Below are 16,637 nucleotides of genomic sequence, written 5' to 3' on the forward strand. Positions count from 1 at the left end.
TCTTTTACAACTTTATATCATAAAGTAAAATACGCTTTTTGTGTAGTTCTATTTTCTAATCTAATGAAAACTTATAAAATGATTAGGTTTTTTGGTGAAGACATTAAGTTTTCGTTACCACCAGTTTTAACGATTAAATCATCTTCTATACGAACTCCACCTAGATTTGGAATATAAATACCTGGTTCACAAGTTACGATCATATTTGGCTCTAATACTGTATCAGAACGGAATGATACGCCAGGTCCTTCATGTACTTCTAAACCAATACCATGGCCAGTTCCATGTCCGTAATATTCTCCATAACCTTTTTCCGTGATATAATCACGAGTTAAAGCATCAGCTTCTTTACCAGTAATTCCTGCTTTAATTCCGTTAACACCACGTAATTGAGCTTCAAGAACGATATCGTAAATTTTCTTCAAATCAGAATGAGGCTCACCAACAGAAACTGTTCTCGTCATATCTGATACATACCCTTTATAGTATGCACCAAAATCTAACGTTACAAAATCACCTGTTTCAATTACTTTTTCAGATGCTACACCGTGCGGAAGGGCAGAACGAGTACCAGAAGCAACGATTGTATCAAATGATGATGAAGTAGCACCTAATTTACGCATAAAAAATTCTAACTCATTAGATACTTCTAATTCAGTAACACCTGGACGGATAAATCCTAAAATATGATCAAAAGCAGATTCTGCAATTTTAGCAGCTTCCTTAATGATTGAAATCTCTGCATCTGTTTTAATTAAGCGTAATTTTTCAATTAATCCACTTACAGGAACTAATTCTGCTTTTGCTACTTTGCGGTAAGAACCAAATTCTGTAAACGTAACATGATCTTGTTCAAACCCAAGTTTTGATACGCCTAATTTCTCTGTTAAAGCTGCAACTTCAGCTGGAATTGAACCTTCATGCTTAACGATTTCATAACCTTCACATTGGCTAGTAGCTTGTTCAATATAGCGGAAATCAGTAATGAATAAAGCTTTGTCCTGAGTAATTAAAGCAACACCAGCAGAACCTGTGAAGTTCGTCATGTAACGTCTGTTGTATGTACTAGTTACTAATAATGCATCTAATCCTTTTTCTACTAAAGCTTCACGTAACTTTTTAATTTTTTCCATTGTTTTGCTCTCCCCTACTTATGTTTTTTAACGCACTTAAACCTAAATCATATCCATACACACCTAAACCAACGATTTGCCCTACAGTTACTGCAGCTAATACTGAAGTATGTCGGAACTCTTCTCTTTTATGTATATTTGAAATGTGTACTTCAATAGTTGGCACGGTAATACTTGCAATTGCATCACGAATTGCATAACTGTAATGAGTAAATGCGCCAGGATTAAACAGAATCCCATCATAGACATTATTTGCTGCATGCAGTTTATCGATTAATTCACCTTCATGATTCGATTGAAAGCAATCAATCGTATCCCCATCTTCATGTGCAAGCGATGCTAAATGATCCTCAATATCCTTTAATGTAGTTGAACCATAGATAGAAACTTCTCTCTGACCGAGCATATTTAGATTAGGTCCATTCAATAACAAAAACTTAGCCATTTTAAAAGTCTCCACCCATCATTTTTCGCATATTTATCCCAAACAAACATATCTTGGAATACCCAAGGTTTATTTTATCATAGGCCAGACTATTTTGAATAGCCACGCAAATATGCCTTTTGCTCTTGAAATGCAAAAGAAACAGAATATGCAATAAAAGTTCCGTATAAAATGAATAAACAGATTGTAGTAACTGTCGTATCAGACGAATAATTCTTAATTGCTTTTAAATCGAATGCTAATTTACCAAGGACAATAAAAACAATAACCCAAAGGAGCACACCAAAAAATATACCTGGCAGAACTCCGTTAAATTTTCTACCGATAAAATAAAATACAAATGCAATAATGATCGAAATAATTCCTATACCAACTATAGAAATTAAGTTTTCAATATAACCATTTGCCCATTTTCCAAGTTTGATTCTTTCTAAAACAAAATTTGGACCAATTTGAGTAAAATCAAAATAACTAAGAACTAATAAAACAGTAGACCAAAATATACCACCGAAAAACCCAATACTAGCAATCTTATTAAAGTTCTTATTCTCTTTTGCATCAGCATCGCCACCTTGCACTAGGTATTCATTTTGATTTTTACTTTGACCCTGATCCTGATTTTGATCCTGATTTTGATCTTGATTTTGATTGTTTTCTTGATCCTGCATTTCCTTTTCTTGTTCTTTATCTTTATCTGGCATATATCATTTCCCTTTCCATACATTGCTAAATATCTCTGAGTATTATGTCCAACAAAGAAATCTTTAATGTGATTCTGAATTTTTATTAGAAAATTAAAAATTTTTCGATTATTACACTATTTTCCTACTTCTTACTTGCACCATTATTATGCTTACATTTACAATAGATAGTAATAGATAAAAAACAAGTTTAGGTTGGTGCAACATGAGAGAGAAAAATAAAGCAGTTTATGGGGGGCAAGCAATCGTAGAGGGCGTAATGTTTGGTGGCAAAACACATACAGTCTCTGCAATCCGCAGGTCAAATGAAGAAATACAATATTATGAAGAACCGATACATATAAATCGGACAATGCAAAAATTAAAGAAAATCCCTTTCGTCCGTGGTGTAGTCGCGATTATACAAGCAAGCATTAATGGATCCAAGCATTTAAATTACTCAACTAAAAGATACGGGATTGATCCACAAGATGATGAGAAAATTGCAATTGAGCGTGAAAAACAAAAAGGTACGCTTGCAACTTATCTCGGACTTTCATTATTAGCCGTTTTATCATTTTTAGTTGGTAAAGTTATTTTTACACTTGTACCAGTTCTTCTGGCTGCAACATTGAAACCAATTTTTGAAACCGATTTTCAACAAGTCATAATAGAAAGTGTCTTAAAACTATGTTTTTTATTAATTTATATTTACTTAGTTTCCTTGACTCCATTTATAAAAAGAGTATTTATGTATCACGGTGCAGAGCATAAAGTGATAAATGCATATGAAAACAATATTCCTTTAACGATCGAAGGAGTCCAATCACAATCTCGACTACATTATCGTTGTGGAAGTAGCTTTATTCTATTTACTGTAATTGTTGGTATGTTCATATACTTCTTAGTTCCAACAAGCCCACTTTGGCTAAGAATTGTGGATCGACTTTTATTAATCCCAGTTGTTATAGGCGTTTCGTTTGAGGTTCTACAATTAACAAATAAAGTTCGAAATATTCCTATATTAAGATGGGTAGGTTACCCAGGATTATGGCTTCAATTATTAACAACTAAAGAGCCGACTGATGATCAAGTTGAAGTATCCATCGCTTCATTTAACCGACTTTTAGAAGTGGAAAAAAATAACAAGATTTAATTGACAGAATTTTGTAAAAAATATCAACTTATTGGATAAAATGTAATAAACTATAAGAAACAATATTTTTCTAATACATTTAATAACTAATTTACTCTTCACTTAGGAGGTGCTTAAAGTGAATCAAAAAGTGTACTCATCAATATTTTATGGAATAATAGCATTAGCACTTTTTGGCTTAATTGCTCAGTTGATAAACGATCCTGCAAAATTATTACAACGGTTTTTGTTTATTGGATTAATCCTTTTAATTATTTATTTTATTTATAGAGTTTTTTCATCTTCAAACAGCCAAAGAAGCCATCAGGACTCCTATCGTAAGGCTGCAAAACAAACTGTAAAGAAATATAACACTCAAAAATCTAGCTCGTTAAAAAAATCGATTAACAAATCAAAGCCCACTTCAAGAAAAAGTACCTCCACACCTTTGTTAAAAAAACGAACAAAGGATGCAAGTCACTTAACTGTGATTGAGGGTGAAAAGGGCAAAAAGAAAGACCGTGCTTCCTACTAAGCACGGTCTTTTTAATTATTCGAATTCGATTGGGTTTCATTCGACTTTTGAATATTTTTTAATTCTTCGATTCGATTTTTATCTTCTTCAAAGAACTGTACTAGTTCTCCAATTCGATCAATCGCTTCCCAACTCATATGATGTTCCATTCCTTCAACATCTTGATAAATTAAGTTTTCATCTACCCCAATAATTCTTAAGAATTGCTCAAGTAATACATGGCGATAGACAAGTCTTTTTCCCATCTTTTTACCTTTTTGTGTTAGGATTAACCCTCTATATTTTTCATAAATTAAGTAATCGTCTTTATCTAGTTTTTGCACCATTTTGGTCACTGACGATGGGTGTACAGATAATGCTTCGGCAATATCAGATACGCGAGCATACCCTTTATCTTCAATTAAAAGGTAAATTTGTTCAATATAATCTTCCATACTTGGTGTGGGCATGATCTTCCTCCAATACAGTCATTCAAACTTTATTCCGTCACAATAAGCATCAAATAAAATGATACAACACATAAACCAAAAGTGCAATTAAGGTGAACTCATTTAAATGTTAATAGATCGTCATTCTGTATAAGAGTATGATGAAAATAATAAGAGTGTACCTATGAAATAGATACACTTCATTATGTAAAATATTGAATTTCTCCATTAGGAAAATACTTTTTTATATAACCAGAAATTGTCTCTTAAATTGAAGCAGCTTCTTCTTTTTGATAAACATATTTTCCAATTCCGTATTTTCCCCATTTATATTTCCTTTTCTCTTCATCCATTTCAAGTTTAGTATTAGGATACCTCTCTAAAATCACCTTTTTGGCAGGCTTAGTAAAACGATGTTGAAAAGTTCAAACATCATCTTCTCATTTGCCAATTCACCTAATGCATCCTTTAAACGAATAAAAAAAGCTCCTCATAGCCCACTACTCAATCTTCATGCATATAAATAGGAGCACAACAATAAAGCCAAAATGATATCCTGCATAATTTGCAGTCTCTCAGATTTATTTGCTCTCTTCTTCCTTTATTCGCCCTCCTCAATGCAAAAAAAGAAAGCCAAAAAGGCTTTCAATAAAAAACTACTTACGTAAATTCCATTCCTCAGTATTGTATTTAGTAGCAGCTAATTCCTGTACTTCCTTCTCTTGAGCCTCTGTTAATTCATAAGGCACCAACTCGATATCTAGGCCCATTTCGAAGCCTTTTTCAAATGCTTCATACAAGTCAGCCATTGTTTTAGGAGTAGTACTTTCTGCATTGATCCATGTTGCACGATCTAAGAATCGTTTTTTCATTCTATCTCTCACTGCGTCTGAAGAGAAAATATATAGGTCATATAGCATATCAACATCAATATTTAAAGGAATTGAACCGTGCTGAAGAATTGAGCCCTTCTGTCTCGTTTGAGCACTTCCAGCAATTTTTTTATCATTTACAACAACTTCATACCATGATGGAGCATCAAAGCAAACGGCACTTGCTGGGTTTTTTAATTGATTTTTTTCTTCAGCAGTTTTTGGTACAGAAAAAGATGCATCTAAACCAAGTAGCTTGTACCCTTCTAAAATTCCCATTGAAATAACTCGATATGCTTCTGTAACTGATACCGGCATATTTGGGTAGCTTTCTGGGACAATTACGCTATAAGTTAATTCATCGTGATGAAGTACGCTTCTTCCACCAGTTTGGCGTCTTACAAAATCACCGTTATATTTTTTTAATGCTTCTAAACTTATTTCTTGGTTTTTTTGGAAATATCCGATTGTTACAGTAGGATTTTCCCATTCATAGAAACGAAGTGTTGGAAGAAAACCTTCTTCACTTTGCCACTTGATTAAACATTCATCAAGAGCCATATTATAGCTACCTGATTTTACTCCGCTATTAATAAAATTCCACTTTGTCTTTGTCATGTTGAAAATCTCCTCATTTTTCGATAAATTTTTACTTTTTTAATGAAAGTTTCTTGCACAATCCTACTAGAGAATTATAATAAGATAAGTAGGTAATTGAAAGGTGTTGAAAAATTTGAGTCAGTTTTTACCAATAATTTTTGTCGTACTAGGTATCATTGTATACTCAATAGTTATGTATTTCTACCAAAAACGTTTAATTAAAACGTTAAGTGAGGAAGAATTTCGTGCTGGCTACCGTAAAGCTCAGCTAATTGACTTACGAGATCAAGAAGATTTTAAGAACGGCCATATATTAGGTGCTCGTAATATTCCGTTCGCACAATTAAAAACGCGTTCAAAAGAAATTCGTAAAGACCAAGCAGTATATTTATATGATCAAATGGGCGTTCGTCCTGGACAAGCTGCACGTATTTTACGTAAACAAGGTGTAACAGAACTTTACCAACTTAAAGGCGGCTACAAACTTTGGTCTGGTAAAATAAAAAAAGGTTTATAATCCACATTTAATTTAAATGAAAAAACTACTTCATTTTTGTGAAGTAGTTTTTTGCGTTTTATGTAGGAGCCATTAAAACCAAAAACTCATTATTCTTTATGAGTTTTTGGTTTAGCGTATTTCTCGCCTTTTGTATCTACTTTTATAGACTCGATGATTACTGGAGTAACAGGTTTTTCCATTGAATCTACTTCAACAGCGTCAATTTTCTTAACAATATCGATTCCTTCAGTCACTTTACCAAATGAAGCATATTGTCCATCAAGGTCAGGAGTATCGTTCGCCATTATGAAAAATTGACTTCCAGCACTATTTGGATCACCAGTTCTTGCCATAGATAGTACACCTGTTGTATGTTTTAAGTTATTTTTAAAGCCGTTTGATGTAAATTCGCCATCAATTGCATATCCTGGACCACCGCCACCAGTTCCCTGAGGATCGCCACCTTGAATTACGAAGTCTCTAACAACTCGATGGAATGTTAATCCATTATAAAATCCTTTGTTTGCTAGTGAGATAAAATTATCTACAGTGTTTGGTGCAATATTAGGATATAATTCAGCTTTAATAACACCATAGTCTTTTACCTTTATCGTTGCTATTGGTAATTTCCCATGTTTTTTACCATTTGCAGATTTTTCATTATTGTTTCCACATGCTGCTAATAAGCTGAGCGTTAATACAAGACAGCTTATTAAAATTGCTCTAATCGATCTTTTTAACATTTTCCCTTCTCCCCCTCTTTCATTTCTTTAGTTTACCAAATTTGACCATGCATTATCTATAGTTTCGAAAAATTGGGAATTTTTACACAGACCGAGTTATTTCACTAAAATATAAAAAAACTGCTATTCAAATATGAACTGAATAACAGTTTCCTTTAATTGAATTATCCAACTCGTTCAGATGGTTCCTCGATTTTATTTTTCGCAAATGGAAACCACCAATTCCATTTTCCAAATAACTGCATTAAGCTAGGAACTAAAACTAAGCGAACGATTGTAGCATCCAAGAAAATGGCTATAGCAATCCCGATTCCCATCTGTTTAACAGGTACCATATCCGTAAAAGCAAATGCTCCTGTAATAACAATCATAATGGATGCTGCTGATGTGATGATTCGGCTCGTCGATACTAATCCTTCTCTTGTTGAATAAGTATTATCTCCCGATTCATAATATAGCTCTTGCATTCTCGACATTAAAAATACTTCATAGTCCATACTTAAACCGAAAACTAATCCAAAGACAAACACTGGTAAAATCAACATGATATCAGATTGAGGTAGGCCAAAATTACCACCTTGAAATAGCCAAGTAATGATTCCAAACGTTGCACTTAAAGATAATACATTCATCAATATCGCTTTGATTGGAATGATAATGGACCTAAATGCAATCATTAGTATGATAAAAGTACTAACCATAATCACAAGTAAACCGTATACAATATTATCTGTAATCTCATCAAATAATTCTTGTTCAAATTTCACTTGGCCACCTACAGTATAATCAAGTCCCTCAATTTTCCCATTATATTTATCTTCAAAATCCCTTACCCATTGCTTTCCTTTTCCTGATTTAGGATCAGAATTAAAGAATACTTGAATATAAGTTTTATTCTTTTTAATATAGGCATCAATCGCAGGCTGAATTTTTGATGCATTTGGAGATTTTAAAGCAGGTAATAATTGCTGAGCGTTTAAATTAACTGCATTTAATACACTTTTAACTTCATAAACATTTTTGTCATCTTCAAGCTTCTTCTGAATTTTATCTAATGCGTTAACATTATTTTGCTTTAAAAAATCAGTATTAGATTCTAAAACAATTGAGATCGTTCCGTGTTTTTGAGCTTCCGGAAGAAAAGCTTTTTGATATTTTTCATAATTAATTCGCGACGTTGCATCCTTTGGTAGTGCATCAATTGTCGGTATATTTAGGTGCACATCCCTGATTGGAATGACGAAAAGACCTAAAATGATTAATGATGTTAGTGCCATGATGATTGGTCTTTTCATAACGAAATTTGCAAATTTTCTCCAAACTGCTTGTTGCTGGTCTTGGCTTCGATTCGCAATCGATTTTAACGTACCTTTATTAATATTTTTACCAAGAGCTGAAAGTACTGCTGGTAATAAAGTTAAAGATAAAAATAAACTAACTAATACAACAACTGCCCCACTTATTGCGACACTTCTAAATAGATCAATATTTATGAAGTACAGCGCTGATAATCCAATAAATACACAAATACCTGAAAAAATAATCGCTCTTCCTGCAGTTGCAAATGTTACACTAATTGCTTCTTTCACTGTTGAATGATTTTGTAATTCAGTTTTATAACGGCTTACGAATAATAACGCAAAATCGATTGATAATGCTAATCCAATCATCGGTGCAACATTTAAGACAAAGATTGATAAATCAACATGCTTACCTATAAAGAATAGAATTCCAAATGTACTTAAAATACTAATCATACCGATTATGATTGGAATAGCAGATGCAACTAAACTTCCAAACGCAAAAAATAGAACGATAAACGCAATCGGAACACCAATCATTTCTGCTTTCTTTAAGTCTTCTTGACTAGTTTTATTCATTACATCACTAATGATTGTAAATCCAGTTGTCCCTACCTTTACTGTATCATCTGATAATGACTCTACTTTTTTTGCAAATTTATTGTTTAGATCAACAAGCTTATCGTGATCCTTCTCATTGTATAAAAGAGACATGTAAGCAATATTATCTTTTTTCATACCCGGATTCGTTAGAGGGTCATGAAATTGTTTTATATTCTTTTCTTTTTGAACTTCCTTCACAATCCGTTCAATGTCAGATTGGAATTCGACGCTTGTGGCACCCTTTTTTCGCTCAAGTAAAATGATGAGTGAATCTGGCGATTGTTCAAATTCTTTTTCAAGTACATTCTTAGCTTTTTCATACTCTCCAGGTGTTCTAAAACCATCTCCATCTAAAATGCCAGGTAAATGCTTCGAATAAATACCTAGAATGATTGAAAATACAGCTAAAATTGCAATAACAAAATATCGGAATTGATAAATCGTTCGACCCACCTTTTTCCAAGCACTATTTTCACTTACTGTACTTTTCATTTTTCCACTCCTTATTTACATATCCTACCAATATCTTATCAAACCGATGTAAATTCGCCTATTGATTTATATTTTGAGTCAGAAAACATGTAAAAAAACGCCCATAATATAAATCAATTTGATTTATATTAGAGCGTTAAAATCTTGAAACTATGATTGCAATGATGATTCCAATTAATGCTCCAACAACAACTTCATATGAAGTATGACCTACTAGTTCATTTAATGCTTTATAATTTTTAATTCTTCCATGAAAAAAATCATTTAATAACTTTGCATGTTTACTAACAGCCAATCTTACACCAGAAGCATCATACATAATAATCGTAGCAAAAATTGCTGAGATTGCGAAAGTAACATTTTCAAATCCTTCTGTTAATCCAACACTTAATGCTAATCCAGTAACTGTTGAGGAATGTGAACTTGGCATACCACCAGAAGCAAAAAACTTAGATATATCAAATTCTTTTTCTTTAAATAAATGAATAATGACTTTTAAAAACTGCGCAATAAACCACGCTATTACGGCTGAAATTAATGGTTCGTTATGAAGAATCGTCAAAACGTGCCTCCTTTTGGTGTAAATAATTGTTATTCCATTATTATACTTTCTTACATAATTGTATATTCATTAATAGCTTATAAGAACAAAATAATTTTTGTTAAATATTAAATTGCAAAACAGAGTTTTACTTTTGGAACAATCTTATTAGTTCACTGTTTTATTTATCATAATGGATTTTACTAATAATTTCCATATATTTGACATATCTTGGGGAACTTTAATCACATCATACAAAATTAAGAAATATATAAATTTTTAATAAATTATCATTTTTGAAATTGACAATCCATATAATTCTGATAGACTTAGTTGTAATTAAATTCTAGGAGGAAGCTCATGAGCCAAACCAACGACTTAAAACCCATCATTGAGGTCGTGGAATCGTTACTTAATGGTTTAAGATTTGGAACAATCACATTAGTCGTTCAAGATGGGAGAATTATTCAAGTAGAAAAGCAAGAAAAAATACGATTAAAGTAAATATGTTCCTGCTGACTAGAAAAACTAGAGGCAGCTCAAGTCTACGTATGAAAATGTAGATTTGAGCTGCCTTTTCTTTTTAGGATAACTTGGCTTCAATAGTCAATTGGAGGAAAGAAAATGAGATTTGAAAATTGGAACGTGAAAAGCATTCCTGACTTTTCGATTGATAATGAAACAAAAGGTGCACTTGAAGTACTAGAGTGGGCTTACAAAACCTATGGTGATGACCTAGTTTATGCTTGCAGCTTTGGAGTTGAGGGAATCTTATTAATTGATTTAATTTCAAAAGTAAAACCTGATGCAAAGGTTGTTTTCTTAGAGACCGGCCTACATTTCAAGGAAACTTATGAATTAATAGACCGCGTGCAAGCTAAATATCCAAGCTTACAAATAGAAAAGAAAACACCAAGTCTGACTTTAGAAGAGCAAGCAAGTATTCATGGAGATGAGTTATGGAAACGTGAACCGAATAAGTGCTGTAATATTCGCAAAATCCTACCGCTTCAAGAAGCTCTAAAGGGGGCTCCAGCTTGGGTGTCTGGCTTAAGAAGGGAACAATCTCCTTCAAGACAAAAAACAGAATTTCTTAATCTAGATAATAAGTTCAGCTCAATTAAAATTTGTCCGTTAATCCATTGGACTTGGAAGGAAGTTTGGCGATATGTCTATTACAAAAATCTACCGTACAATCCTTTACACGATATAGGGTACCCGAGTATTGGTTGTGAGGTATGTACATTACCTGCTTCAAGTTCTTCAGATAGTCGCTCTGGTCGTTGGTCTGGATCACAAAAAACTGAATGTGGGTTACATGATTAGTTGTCTATAATAGATGCTAAAAAATGAAAGTTTATTCTTACTAACTATTAAAATAGGAAAATTGAAGGAGTGTTTAGAAATGAGTTTAGCCCCTCATGGCGGTGTCTTAATTAATCGCTTTAATCCAGAAGTTACTGTTAAAGATGGTTTGAAGGAAATTCCTTTAGATTTAATTGCGTTAAGTGATCTAGAGTTAATTGGAAATGGAGCTTATAGTCCCCTTACTGGTTATTTAGGAAAGGATGATTATGAGCAAGTCGTAAGCACAATGAGATTAAAAGACGGGAATGTGTGGAGTATTCCAATTACCCTTCCTATTAGTGGACAATTAGCTAGCAATCTAAAACTAGGAGAACTAGTTAAACTGACTTGGGAAAATAATGTATATGGCTTATTAAAGATTGATGATATTTATACACCTAACAAATTACTTGAGGCTCAGTTTGTTTATGGTACAACTGACACAAACCACCCTGGAGTAGCAAAAATGTATTCTCGTGGTGATGTTTATTTAGGTGGCGAAGTAACTGTTATTAGACAAATTAATCGTACTCAATTCACTGAACATTATTTAAGTCCAAAAGAAACGAGAGAAAAATTTGCATCATTAAATTGGAAGAAAATAGTTGGGTTTCAAACTCGTAATCCAGTTCATCGTGCCCATGAATATATTCAGAAAACCGCACTTGAAATTGTGGATGGTTTGTTCTTAAACCCATTAGTTGGAGAAACAAAATCGGACGATATTCCTGCAGAAGTCCGAATGAAAAGCTATAAAGTATTACTCCAAAACTATTATCCAACAGATCGTGTATTTTTAGCCGTATTCCCTGCCGCAATGCGATATGCAGGACCAAGAGAAGCTGTGTTCCATTCGATTGTTAGAAAAAATTACGGATGCACGCATTTTATTGTTGGTCGTGATCATGCTGGTGTTGGTAATTATTACGGAACTTATGATGCACAAAAAATCTTTCAAAAGTTTTCACAAGACGAATTAGGTATCTCTCTCCTATTCTTTGAAAATAGTTTCTATTGCTCAAAGTGCGAAAATATGGCATCTACCAAAACATGCCCGCATAGTAGCGAGCATCACGTAACGTTATCCGGTACGAAGGTTCGTGAAATGCTAAAAAAAGGTGAAATTCCTCCTTCTGCTTTTAGTAGAAAAGAAGTTGTTGAAGTACTAATTGAAGGTTTAAAAGAACCTGAATCAATTTCTGTAGAATAGGAGTAAAGTTAAATGTCTAAAAATATCGTTTGGCATCAGGCTAGTATTTCAAAAGAAGACCGTCGTCAAAAAAACAATCACCACAGCTGTATTTTATGGTTTACTGGTTTATCTGCTTCAGGTAAATCGACGATTGCTAACGAGGTTGCAAAAGCACTATTCCATCTTAATGTTCAACAATACGTATTAGATGGTGATAATATTCGTCACGGTTTAAACAAAGATCTAGGATTCACTGATTATGATCGAACTGAAAACATAAGACGAATTGGTGAAGTAGCAAAACTCTTTGTTGATAATGGGCAAATTGTCTTAACGGCTTTTATCTCCCCATTTATTGCTGATCGAAATATCGTTCGGTCATTAGTCGAACAAGATGAGTTTATTGAAGTTTACGTAGAATGCTCCGTTGAAACTTGTGAAAGTAGAGATCCGAAAGGACTTTATAAAAAAGCGAAAAATGGTGAAATTCAAAACTTTACGGGCATCAGCTCTCCGTATGAAGCACCAATAAATCCAGAAATTACATTAAATACTGATAAGCAATCTGTACAAGAATGTGTTGAAACAATATTGCAATTTTTAAAGAGTAAAAATTATATTGGGTAAGGTGATGTTCGATGGCATTTGAGAAAAAATGGAAAGACAATCTTAAGCTAAATGAAACTGAAAAAAAGAAACTCGTTAAGGATGGACTTAAAATTTACGATGACATCCCCTACTATGCTAAAAATGGGTTTGAATCAATTCCAAAAGATCAATGGGATTTATTCAAGTGGGCTGGATGCTATTTACAAAAACCAAAGGAAGCCGGCTATTTTATGATGCGAGTTAATGTTCCGTCTGGCATATTAACACATGAACAGCTTATAACATTAGCAGAAATCGCTCGTGATTATGGTCGAGATGTATATGATATTACAACCCGACAAGCGATCCAATTTCATTGGTTAACAATTGATCAAATACCAGATATTTTCACTCGTTTAGAAAAAGTTGGTCTATCTAGTGCTGGTGCATGTGGAGATATAACACGTAATATCGTTGGAAATCCACTTGCAGGGATCGATCCGAATGAATTATTTGATACTACACCTATTGTGAAGGAAGTTTATGAATTCTTTCAGTTTAATGAAGAATTCTCGAATCTGCCTAGAAAATATAAAATGTCAATCAGTACAAATAAAAATAATGCTTCGAATGCAGAAATTAACTGCATTTCATTTATTCCGGCTATTAAAGAAATTAACGGCAAAGAAACTTCTGGTTTCCATTTAAAAGTTGGTGGCGGGCTATCTTCCGCTCCACATTTAGCTCAAGAACTGGATGTATTCCTGTTACCACATCAAGTGAAGGAAGTTGCAATCGCCGTTACAACAATCTTTAGAGATTATGGCTACCGTGAGAAACGCCATCACTCTCGTTTAAAGTTTTTAGTCGCTGATTGGGGCGTAGAAAAGTTTAAAGAAGTTTTAGAAGGATATACAGGTAAGCTATTAACAAAAGGAACTGGCTTTGAACAGTCATGGAATGCAGGATATTTTTATGGGGTACAACCACAAAAGCAAGAAGGATTAAATTATGTTGGATTAAGTATCCCTGTTGGAAGATTGCATTCTAAGGAAGTTTTTGAGTTAGCTAGAATTGTAAAAAAATACGGTAATGGTGAAATACGCAATTGTAATTCACAAAATTTAATTTTGCCAAATATTCCAGCAGAAAATATTGATGAATTATTGAAAGAACCAATACTTGAAAAATTCACACCAATACCGCCAAAATTTATTGGTTATTCTGTTGCTTGTACAGGAAATGAATACTGCAATTTAGCTTTAGTCGAAACGAAAGCTCGTATGAAGGAAACAGCTTCTTATTTAGATGAAAAAATCACTTTAGATGTACCTGTTAGAATTCATATGGTTGGTTGCCCTAACTCTTGTGGTCAAAGAGCAATCGCTGATATAGGACTTCAAGGAATCAAGGCTCGTAATGAGAAAAAAGAATTAGTAGAGGCTTTTGAGATCTATGTAGGTGGTACATTAGCCAACGGTGGTAAATTAAATGAAAAATTAAAAGGGAAGGTTGAATCCCCTGCCCTTCACCTAGTATTAGAAAAATTCTTGCAGCACTTTAAGGAAAATAAACTCCCTTCAGAAGCCTTTTTAGATTATGTAGCAAGAGTTGGAATTGAAGAATTACAAACATATTTAACTTCCATTCTTGAAACTGTAAAAGCATCTTAAAGAAAGTCGGTGACATATGTTTTTATATCGATTTGAAGCATCAATCGAAGGCCGTATAGTTCCTATTGTAATATTAGCAAGTGATGATGAAAAAGCATTTAAGCTTGTTGATACAGAACTTGAAAAGTTTTATGTAAAAAAACCGGACGTTAAAGAACTACTAATGTATGAAAAGAAGAAAGTAAGTCAAAGTGGTGGATTTGTTTTAGATATAGAAGTTTTAAGTAAACGATGATGACGAGGTGTGTGGAATGAATGGAAAAGTTTATTTAGTTGGTGCTGGACCAGGGGATGTTGATCTAATTACAGTAAAAGGACTAAAGTGCATTCAAAATGCAGATGTCATTATATATGACCGACTAGTTAATAAAGAGCTATTAGAGTATGCAAAAGAATCTGTCGAGTTAATATACGCTGGTAAACTCCCAAACTACCATGCATTAAAACAAGAAACAATAAATGCTTTCTTAGTGAAGTATGCAAAAAAAGGAAAAAACGTAGTTCGATTAAAAGGTGGAGATCCTTTCATTTTTGGTCGTGGTGGTGAAGAAGCAACTTATCTTGTAGAACGTGGTGTCTCCTTTGAAATCGTTCCTGGCATTACATCAGGTATAGCAGCTCCAGCTTATGCTGGTATACCTGTCACCCATCGCGATTATAGTAGTTCCTTTGCTTTTGTAACAGGTCATTGCAAAGAAGAGGATACGGTTAAATGGGCCTCTTTAGCTAAAGGCATTGACACACTAGCAATTTATATGGGAGTTAATAACTTACCATATATTCGTCATCAACTAATATCGAATGGAAAACACCAAGACACCCCTGTTGCACTGATTCATTATGGTACTACTGAACAACAGCGAACGATTATTAGTACATTAAAAAATGTAATATCAGACGTTGAAAAAGAAAAAGTATCCAATCCTAGTATGATTATCGTTGGAGAAGTAGTTAATCTACACCATCAATTACAATGGTTTGAGACTAATTATAATTCTATGAATGAACATAGAAACATTAATTATTCCTCTCTTTAAATTCTCGCCTAGAAAAAACGAGGTGATTTAGAATGGATGCAATCTTATATGTTTGTCATGGAAGCCGTGTAAAATCGGCTGTCCATTCAGCCATACAATTTGTTAAAAAAGTACAAAAACAAATTGATTACCCTATTCAAGAAATTAGTTTTATTGAACTCGCTGAACCATCAATTTCAGTAGGATTAGAGAATTGTTTGCGTAAAGGAGCAAAATCAGTAACTGTATTGCCGGTTTTACTCCTTTCTGCAAATCATGCAAAGGTGGATATTCCTCTTGAAATCGCGAAATTTCAAAATGAATATCCACACATAAAAATAAAGATTGCCACTCCAATCGGAATTCACAAAAACATGATCGAATTAATCAAAAAAAGAATAAATGAAAAGGTTAAGCATTTGATAAAGCCAACTAAAATTCTGCTAGTTGGTCGTGGAAGCAGTGATCCATTAACGATAGATGATTTCAATTCAATCGTTAAACTACTTGAAGCAAAATTAAAGTATCCTGTTCTCCCCGCTTTTATGGCAGTTTCAAAGCCGTCGATTCAAGAAGCTTGGAATCAACTATTGACTGAAAAAAATCATCAAGTAATAATCGTTCCTTATTTATTTTTTTCAGGAACTCTTATGAATGAATTACAAGATAAAATAAAAGCTCTACCTCTAGAATTGCAAAATAACTGGATATTATGTGACACCTTAGGGTACGATGACTTAATTACATTAATTTTTAGTGAAAGAATACTTGAAGCTCAAGCAAAGGAATTAATTACTGCAATAAAATAAAAGCT

General features: G+C 33.3%; 19 protein-coding genes and 1 pseudogene. 11 read left to right on the forward strand and 9 right to left on the reverse strand.

All coding sequences use genetic code 11. The features are described from left to right. Window positions 1-71: 71 nt before the first annotated feature. From AB1282_RS22560 to AB1282_RS22570, 3 genes are all read right to left on the reverse strand, one after another. Entirely contained in the window at window positions 72-1,133 is a 1,062-nt protein-coding gene (locus tag AB1282_RS22560) for a M24 family metallopeptidase (protein ID WP_056475136.1), read from the reverse strand. Then, the gene (gene aroQ, locus AB1282_RS22565) at window positions 1,120-1,578 is read right to left on the reverse strand and encodes a type II 3-dehydroquinate dehydratase (protein ID WP_056475134.1); all 459 of its coding nucleotides are present in this window, start codon (window positions 1,576-1,578) and stop codon (window positions 1,120-1,122) included. Before aroQ ends, AB1282_RS22560 begins: the two co-directional genes overlap by 14 nt. 89 nt (window positions 1,579-1,667) lie before the next feature. Further along, window positions 1,668-2,279, reverse strand: a complete 612-nt coding sequence (locus AB1282_RS22570) for a YqhR family membrane protein (protein WP_056475131.1) — start codon at window positions 2,277-2,279, stop codon at window positions 1,668-1,670. A 205-nt stretch (window positions 2,280-2,484) separates the two neighbouring features. Here AB1282_RS22570 and AB1282_RS22575 point away from each other — a divergent pair, with 205 nt between their 5' ends. Further along, window positions 2,485-3,414 (forward strand): DUF1385 domain-containing protein, encoded by a 930-nt coding sequence (locus AB1282_RS22575; RefSeq protein WP_429900487.1) that lies wholly within the window; start codon window positions 2,485-2,487, stop codon window positions 3,412-3,414. A gap of 118 nt (window positions 3,415-3,532) precedes the next feature. Beyond that, window positions 3,533-3,928: an SA1362 family protein gene (locus AB1282_RS22580; RefSeq protein ID WP_056475127.1), complete on the forward strand. Its 396-nt coding sequence runs from the start codon at window positions 3,533-3,535 to the stop codon at window positions 3,926-3,928. Window positions 3,929-3,939: 11 nt separating this feature from the next. On the opposite strand, the gene mntR is transcribed toward AB1282_RS22580, so the two are convergent. The 3 genes and pseudogenes from mntR to AB1282_RS22595 all read right to left on the reverse strand — a co-directional run bounded on the left by mntR (window position 3,940) and on the right by AB1282_RS22595 (window position 5,846). Next, window positions 3,940-4,377: a transcriptional regulator MntR gene (gene mntR, locus AB1282_RS22585; protein WP_056475124.1), complete on the reverse strand. Its 438-nt coding sequence runs from the start codon at window positions 4,375-4,377 to the stop codon at window positions 3,940-3,942. Window positions 4,378-4,559: 182 nt separating this feature from the next. Next, window positions 4,560-4,916 (reverse strand): annotated as a pseudogene (locus AB1282_RS22590) (spore photoproduct lyase family protein); the annotation flags it as partial. Window positions 4,917-5,012: 96 nt separating this feature from the next. Further along, a complete protein-coding gene (locus AB1282_RS22595) occupies window positions 5,013-5,846 on the reverse strand; it encodes a lipoate--protein ligase family protein (protein ID WP_056475122.1) in 834 nt (277 codons plus the stop codon). 175 nt (window positions 5,847-6,021) lie between these two features. Here AB1282_RS22595 and AB1282_RS22600 point away from each other — a divergent pair, with 175 nt between their 5' ends. Then, window positions 6,022-6,345, forward strand: a complete 324-nt coding sequence (locus AB1282_RS22600) for a rhodanese-like domain-containing protein (RefSeq protein ID WP_082459617.1) — start codon at window positions 6,022-6,024, stop codon at window positions 6,343-6,345. 89 nt (window positions 6,346-6,434) lie between these two features. On the opposite strand, the gene AB1282_RS22605 is transcribed toward AB1282_RS22600, so the two are convergent. The 3 genes from AB1282_RS22605 to AB1282_RS22615 all read right to left on the reverse strand — a co-directional run bounded on the left by AB1282_RS22605 (window position 6,435) and on the right by AB1282_RS22615 (window position 10,028). After that, on the reverse strand, window positions 6,435-7,070 hold the full coding sequence (locus tag AB1282_RS22605; protein WP_056475117.1) for a peptidylprolyl isomerase: 636 nt from the start codon (window positions 7,068-7,070) through the stop codon (window positions 6,435-6,437). Between the two features lie 164 nt (window positions 7,071-7,234). After that, a complete protein-coding gene (locus tag AB1282_RS22610) occupies window positions 7,235-9,466 on the reverse strand; it encodes an MMPL family transporter (RefSeq protein ID WP_056475114.1) in 2,232 nt (743 codons plus the stop codon). A 136-nt stretch (window positions 9,467-9,602) separates the two neighbouring features. Continuing rightward, window positions 9,603-10,028 carry a divergent PAP2 family protein gene (locus AB1282_RS22615; protein WP_335486216.1) on the reverse strand — a complete coding sequence of 142 codons (426 nt, stop codon included), beginning with the start codon at window positions 10,026-10,028 and terminating at the stop codon, window positions 9,603-9,605. Between the two features lie 339 nt (window positions 10,029-10,367). Here AB1282_RS22615 and AB1282_RS22620 point away from each other — a divergent pair, with 339 nt between their 5' ends. From AB1282_RS22620 to AB1282_RS22655, 8 genes are all read left to right on the forward strand, one after another. Next, window positions 10,368-10,511, forward strand: a complete 144-nt coding sequence (locus AB1282_RS22620; protein WP_056475111.1) for a YezD family protein — start codon at window positions 10,368-10,370, stop codon at window positions 10,509-10,511. Between the two features lie 120 nt (window positions 10,512-10,631). Beyond that, entirely contained in the window at window positions 10,632-11,333 is a 702-nt protein-coding gene (locus tag AB1282_RS22625; protein ID WP_056475110.1) for a phosphoadenylyl-sulfate reductase, read from the forward strand. A gap of 79 nt (window positions 11,334-11,412) precedes the next feature. Continuing rightward, window positions 11,413-12,564, forward strand: coding sequence for a sulfate adenylyltransferase (gene sat, locus AB1282_RS22630; RefSeq protein ID WP_429900490.1), 1,152 nt, complete (start codon window positions 11,413-11,415; stop codon window positions 12,562-12,564). Between the two features lie 12 nt (window positions 12,565-12,576). Further along, complete coding sequence (gene cysC, locus AB1282_RS22635) at window positions 12,577-13,173, forward strand: adenylyl-sulfate kinase (protein ID WP_056475104.1); 597 nt, start codon at window positions 12,577-12,579, stop codon at window positions 13,171-13,173. A gap of 11 nt (window positions 13,174-13,184) precedes the next feature. Then, window positions 13,185-14,807 carry a nitrite/sulfite reductase gene (locus AB1282_RS22640; protein WP_056475101.1) on the forward strand — a complete coding sequence of 541 codons (1,623 nt, stop codon included), beginning with the start codon at window positions 13,185-13,187 and terminating at the stop codon, window positions 14,805-14,807. Between the two features lie 16 nt (window positions 14,808-14,823). After that, on the forward strand, window positions 14,824-15,042 hold the full coding sequence (locus tag AB1282_RS22645) for a DUF3906 family protein (protein WP_056475100.1): 219 nt from the start codon (window positions 14,824-14,826) through the stop codon (window positions 15,040-15,042). A 16-nt stretch (window positions 15,043-15,058) separates the two neighbouring features. After that, window positions 15,059-15,844: a uroporphyrinogen-III C-methyltransferase gene (gene cobA / locus AB1282_RS22650; RefSeq protein WP_429900492.1), complete on the forward strand. Its 786-nt coding sequence runs from the start codon at window positions 15,059-15,061 to the stop codon at window positions 15,842-15,844. A 32-nt stretch (window positions 15,845-15,876) separates the two neighbouring features. Continuing rightward, window positions 15,877-16,632: a sirohydrochlorin chelatase gene (locus AB1282_RS22655; RefSeq protein ID WP_429900494.1), complete on the forward strand. Its 756-nt coding sequence runs from the start codon at window positions 15,877-15,879 to the stop codon at window positions 16,630-16,632. The last annotated feature ends 5 nt before the right edge of the window (window positions 16,633-16,637 follow it).

Origin of the sequence: Gottfriedia sp. S16(2024) (genome assembly GCF_050473765.1) — a bacterium.
Lineage (GTDB): Bacteria > Bacillota > Bacilli > Bacillales > Bacillaceae_G > Gottfriedia.

Excerpts from the sequence above, each read along its gene's own strand:
- AB1282_RS22560 (WP_056475136.1), bottom strand. The coding sequence starts at position 1,133 with ATGGAAAAAATTAAAAAGTTACGTGAAGCTTTAGTAGAAAAAGGATTA.
- aroQ (WP_056475134.1), bottom strand. The coding sequence starts at position 1,578 with ATGGCTAAGTTTTTGTTATTGAATGGACCTAATCTAAATATGCTCGGT.
- AB1282_RS22570 (WP_056475131.1), bottom strand. The coding sequence starts at position 2,279 with ATGCCAGATAAAGATAAAGAACAAGAAAAGGAAATGCAGGATCAAGAA.
- AB1282_RS22575 (WP_429900487.1), top strand. The coding sequence starts at position 2,485 with ATGAGAGAGAAAAATAAAGCAGTTTATGGGGGGCAAGCAATCGTAGAG.
- mntR (WP_056475124.1), bottom strand. The coding sequence starts at position 4,377 with ATGCCCACACCAAGTATGGAAGATTATATTGAACAAATTTACCTTTTA.
- AB1282_RS22595 (WP_056475122.1), bottom strand. The coding sequence starts at position 5,846 with ATGACAAAGACAAAGTGGAATTTTATTAATAGCGGAGTAAAATCAGGT.
- AB1282_RS22600 (WP_082459617.1), top strand. The coding sequence starts at position 6,022 with ATGTATTTCTACCAAAAACGTTTAATTAAAACGTTAAGTGAGGAAGAA.
- AB1282_RS22605 (WP_056475117.1), bottom strand. The coding sequence starts at position 7,070 with ATGTTAAAAAGATCGATTAGAGCAATTTTAATAAGCTGTCTTGTATTA.
- AB1282_RS22610 (WP_056475114.1), bottom strand. The coding sequence starts at position 9,466 with ATGAAAAGTACAGTAAGTGAAAATAGTGCTTGGAAAAAGGTGGGTCGA.
- AB1282_RS22620 (WP_056475111.1), top strand. The coding sequence starts at position 10,368 with ATGAGCCAAACCAACGACTTAAAACCCATCATTGAGGTCGTGGAATCG.
- AB1282_RS22625 (WP_056475110.1), top strand. The coding sequence starts at position 10,632 with ATGAGATTTGAAAATTGGAACGTGAAAAGCATTCCTGACTTTTCGATT.
- sat (WP_429900490.1), top strand. The coding sequence starts at position 11,413 with ATGAGTTTAGCCCCTCATGGCGGTGTCTTAATTAATCGCTTTAATCCA.
- cysC (WP_056475104.1), top strand. The coding sequence starts at position 12,577 with ATGTCTAAAAATATCGTTTGGCATCAGGCTAGTATTTCAAAAGAAGAC.
- AB1282_RS22640 (WP_056475101.1), top strand. The coding sequence starts at position 13,185 with ATGGCATTTGAGAAAAAATGGAAAGACAATCTTAAGCTAAATGAAACT.
- AB1282_RS22645 (WP_056475100.1), top strand. The coding sequence starts at position 14,824 with ATGTTTTTATATCGATTTGAAGCATCAATCGAAGGCCGTATAGTTCCT.
- cobA (WP_429900492.1), top strand. The coding sequence starts at position 15,059 with ATGAATGGAAAAGTTTATTTAGTTGGTGCTGGACCAGGGGATGTTGAT.
- AB1282_RS22655 (WP_429900494.1), top strand. The coding sequence starts at position 15,877 with ATGGATGCAATCTTATATGTTTGTCATGGAAGCCGTGTAAAATCGGCT.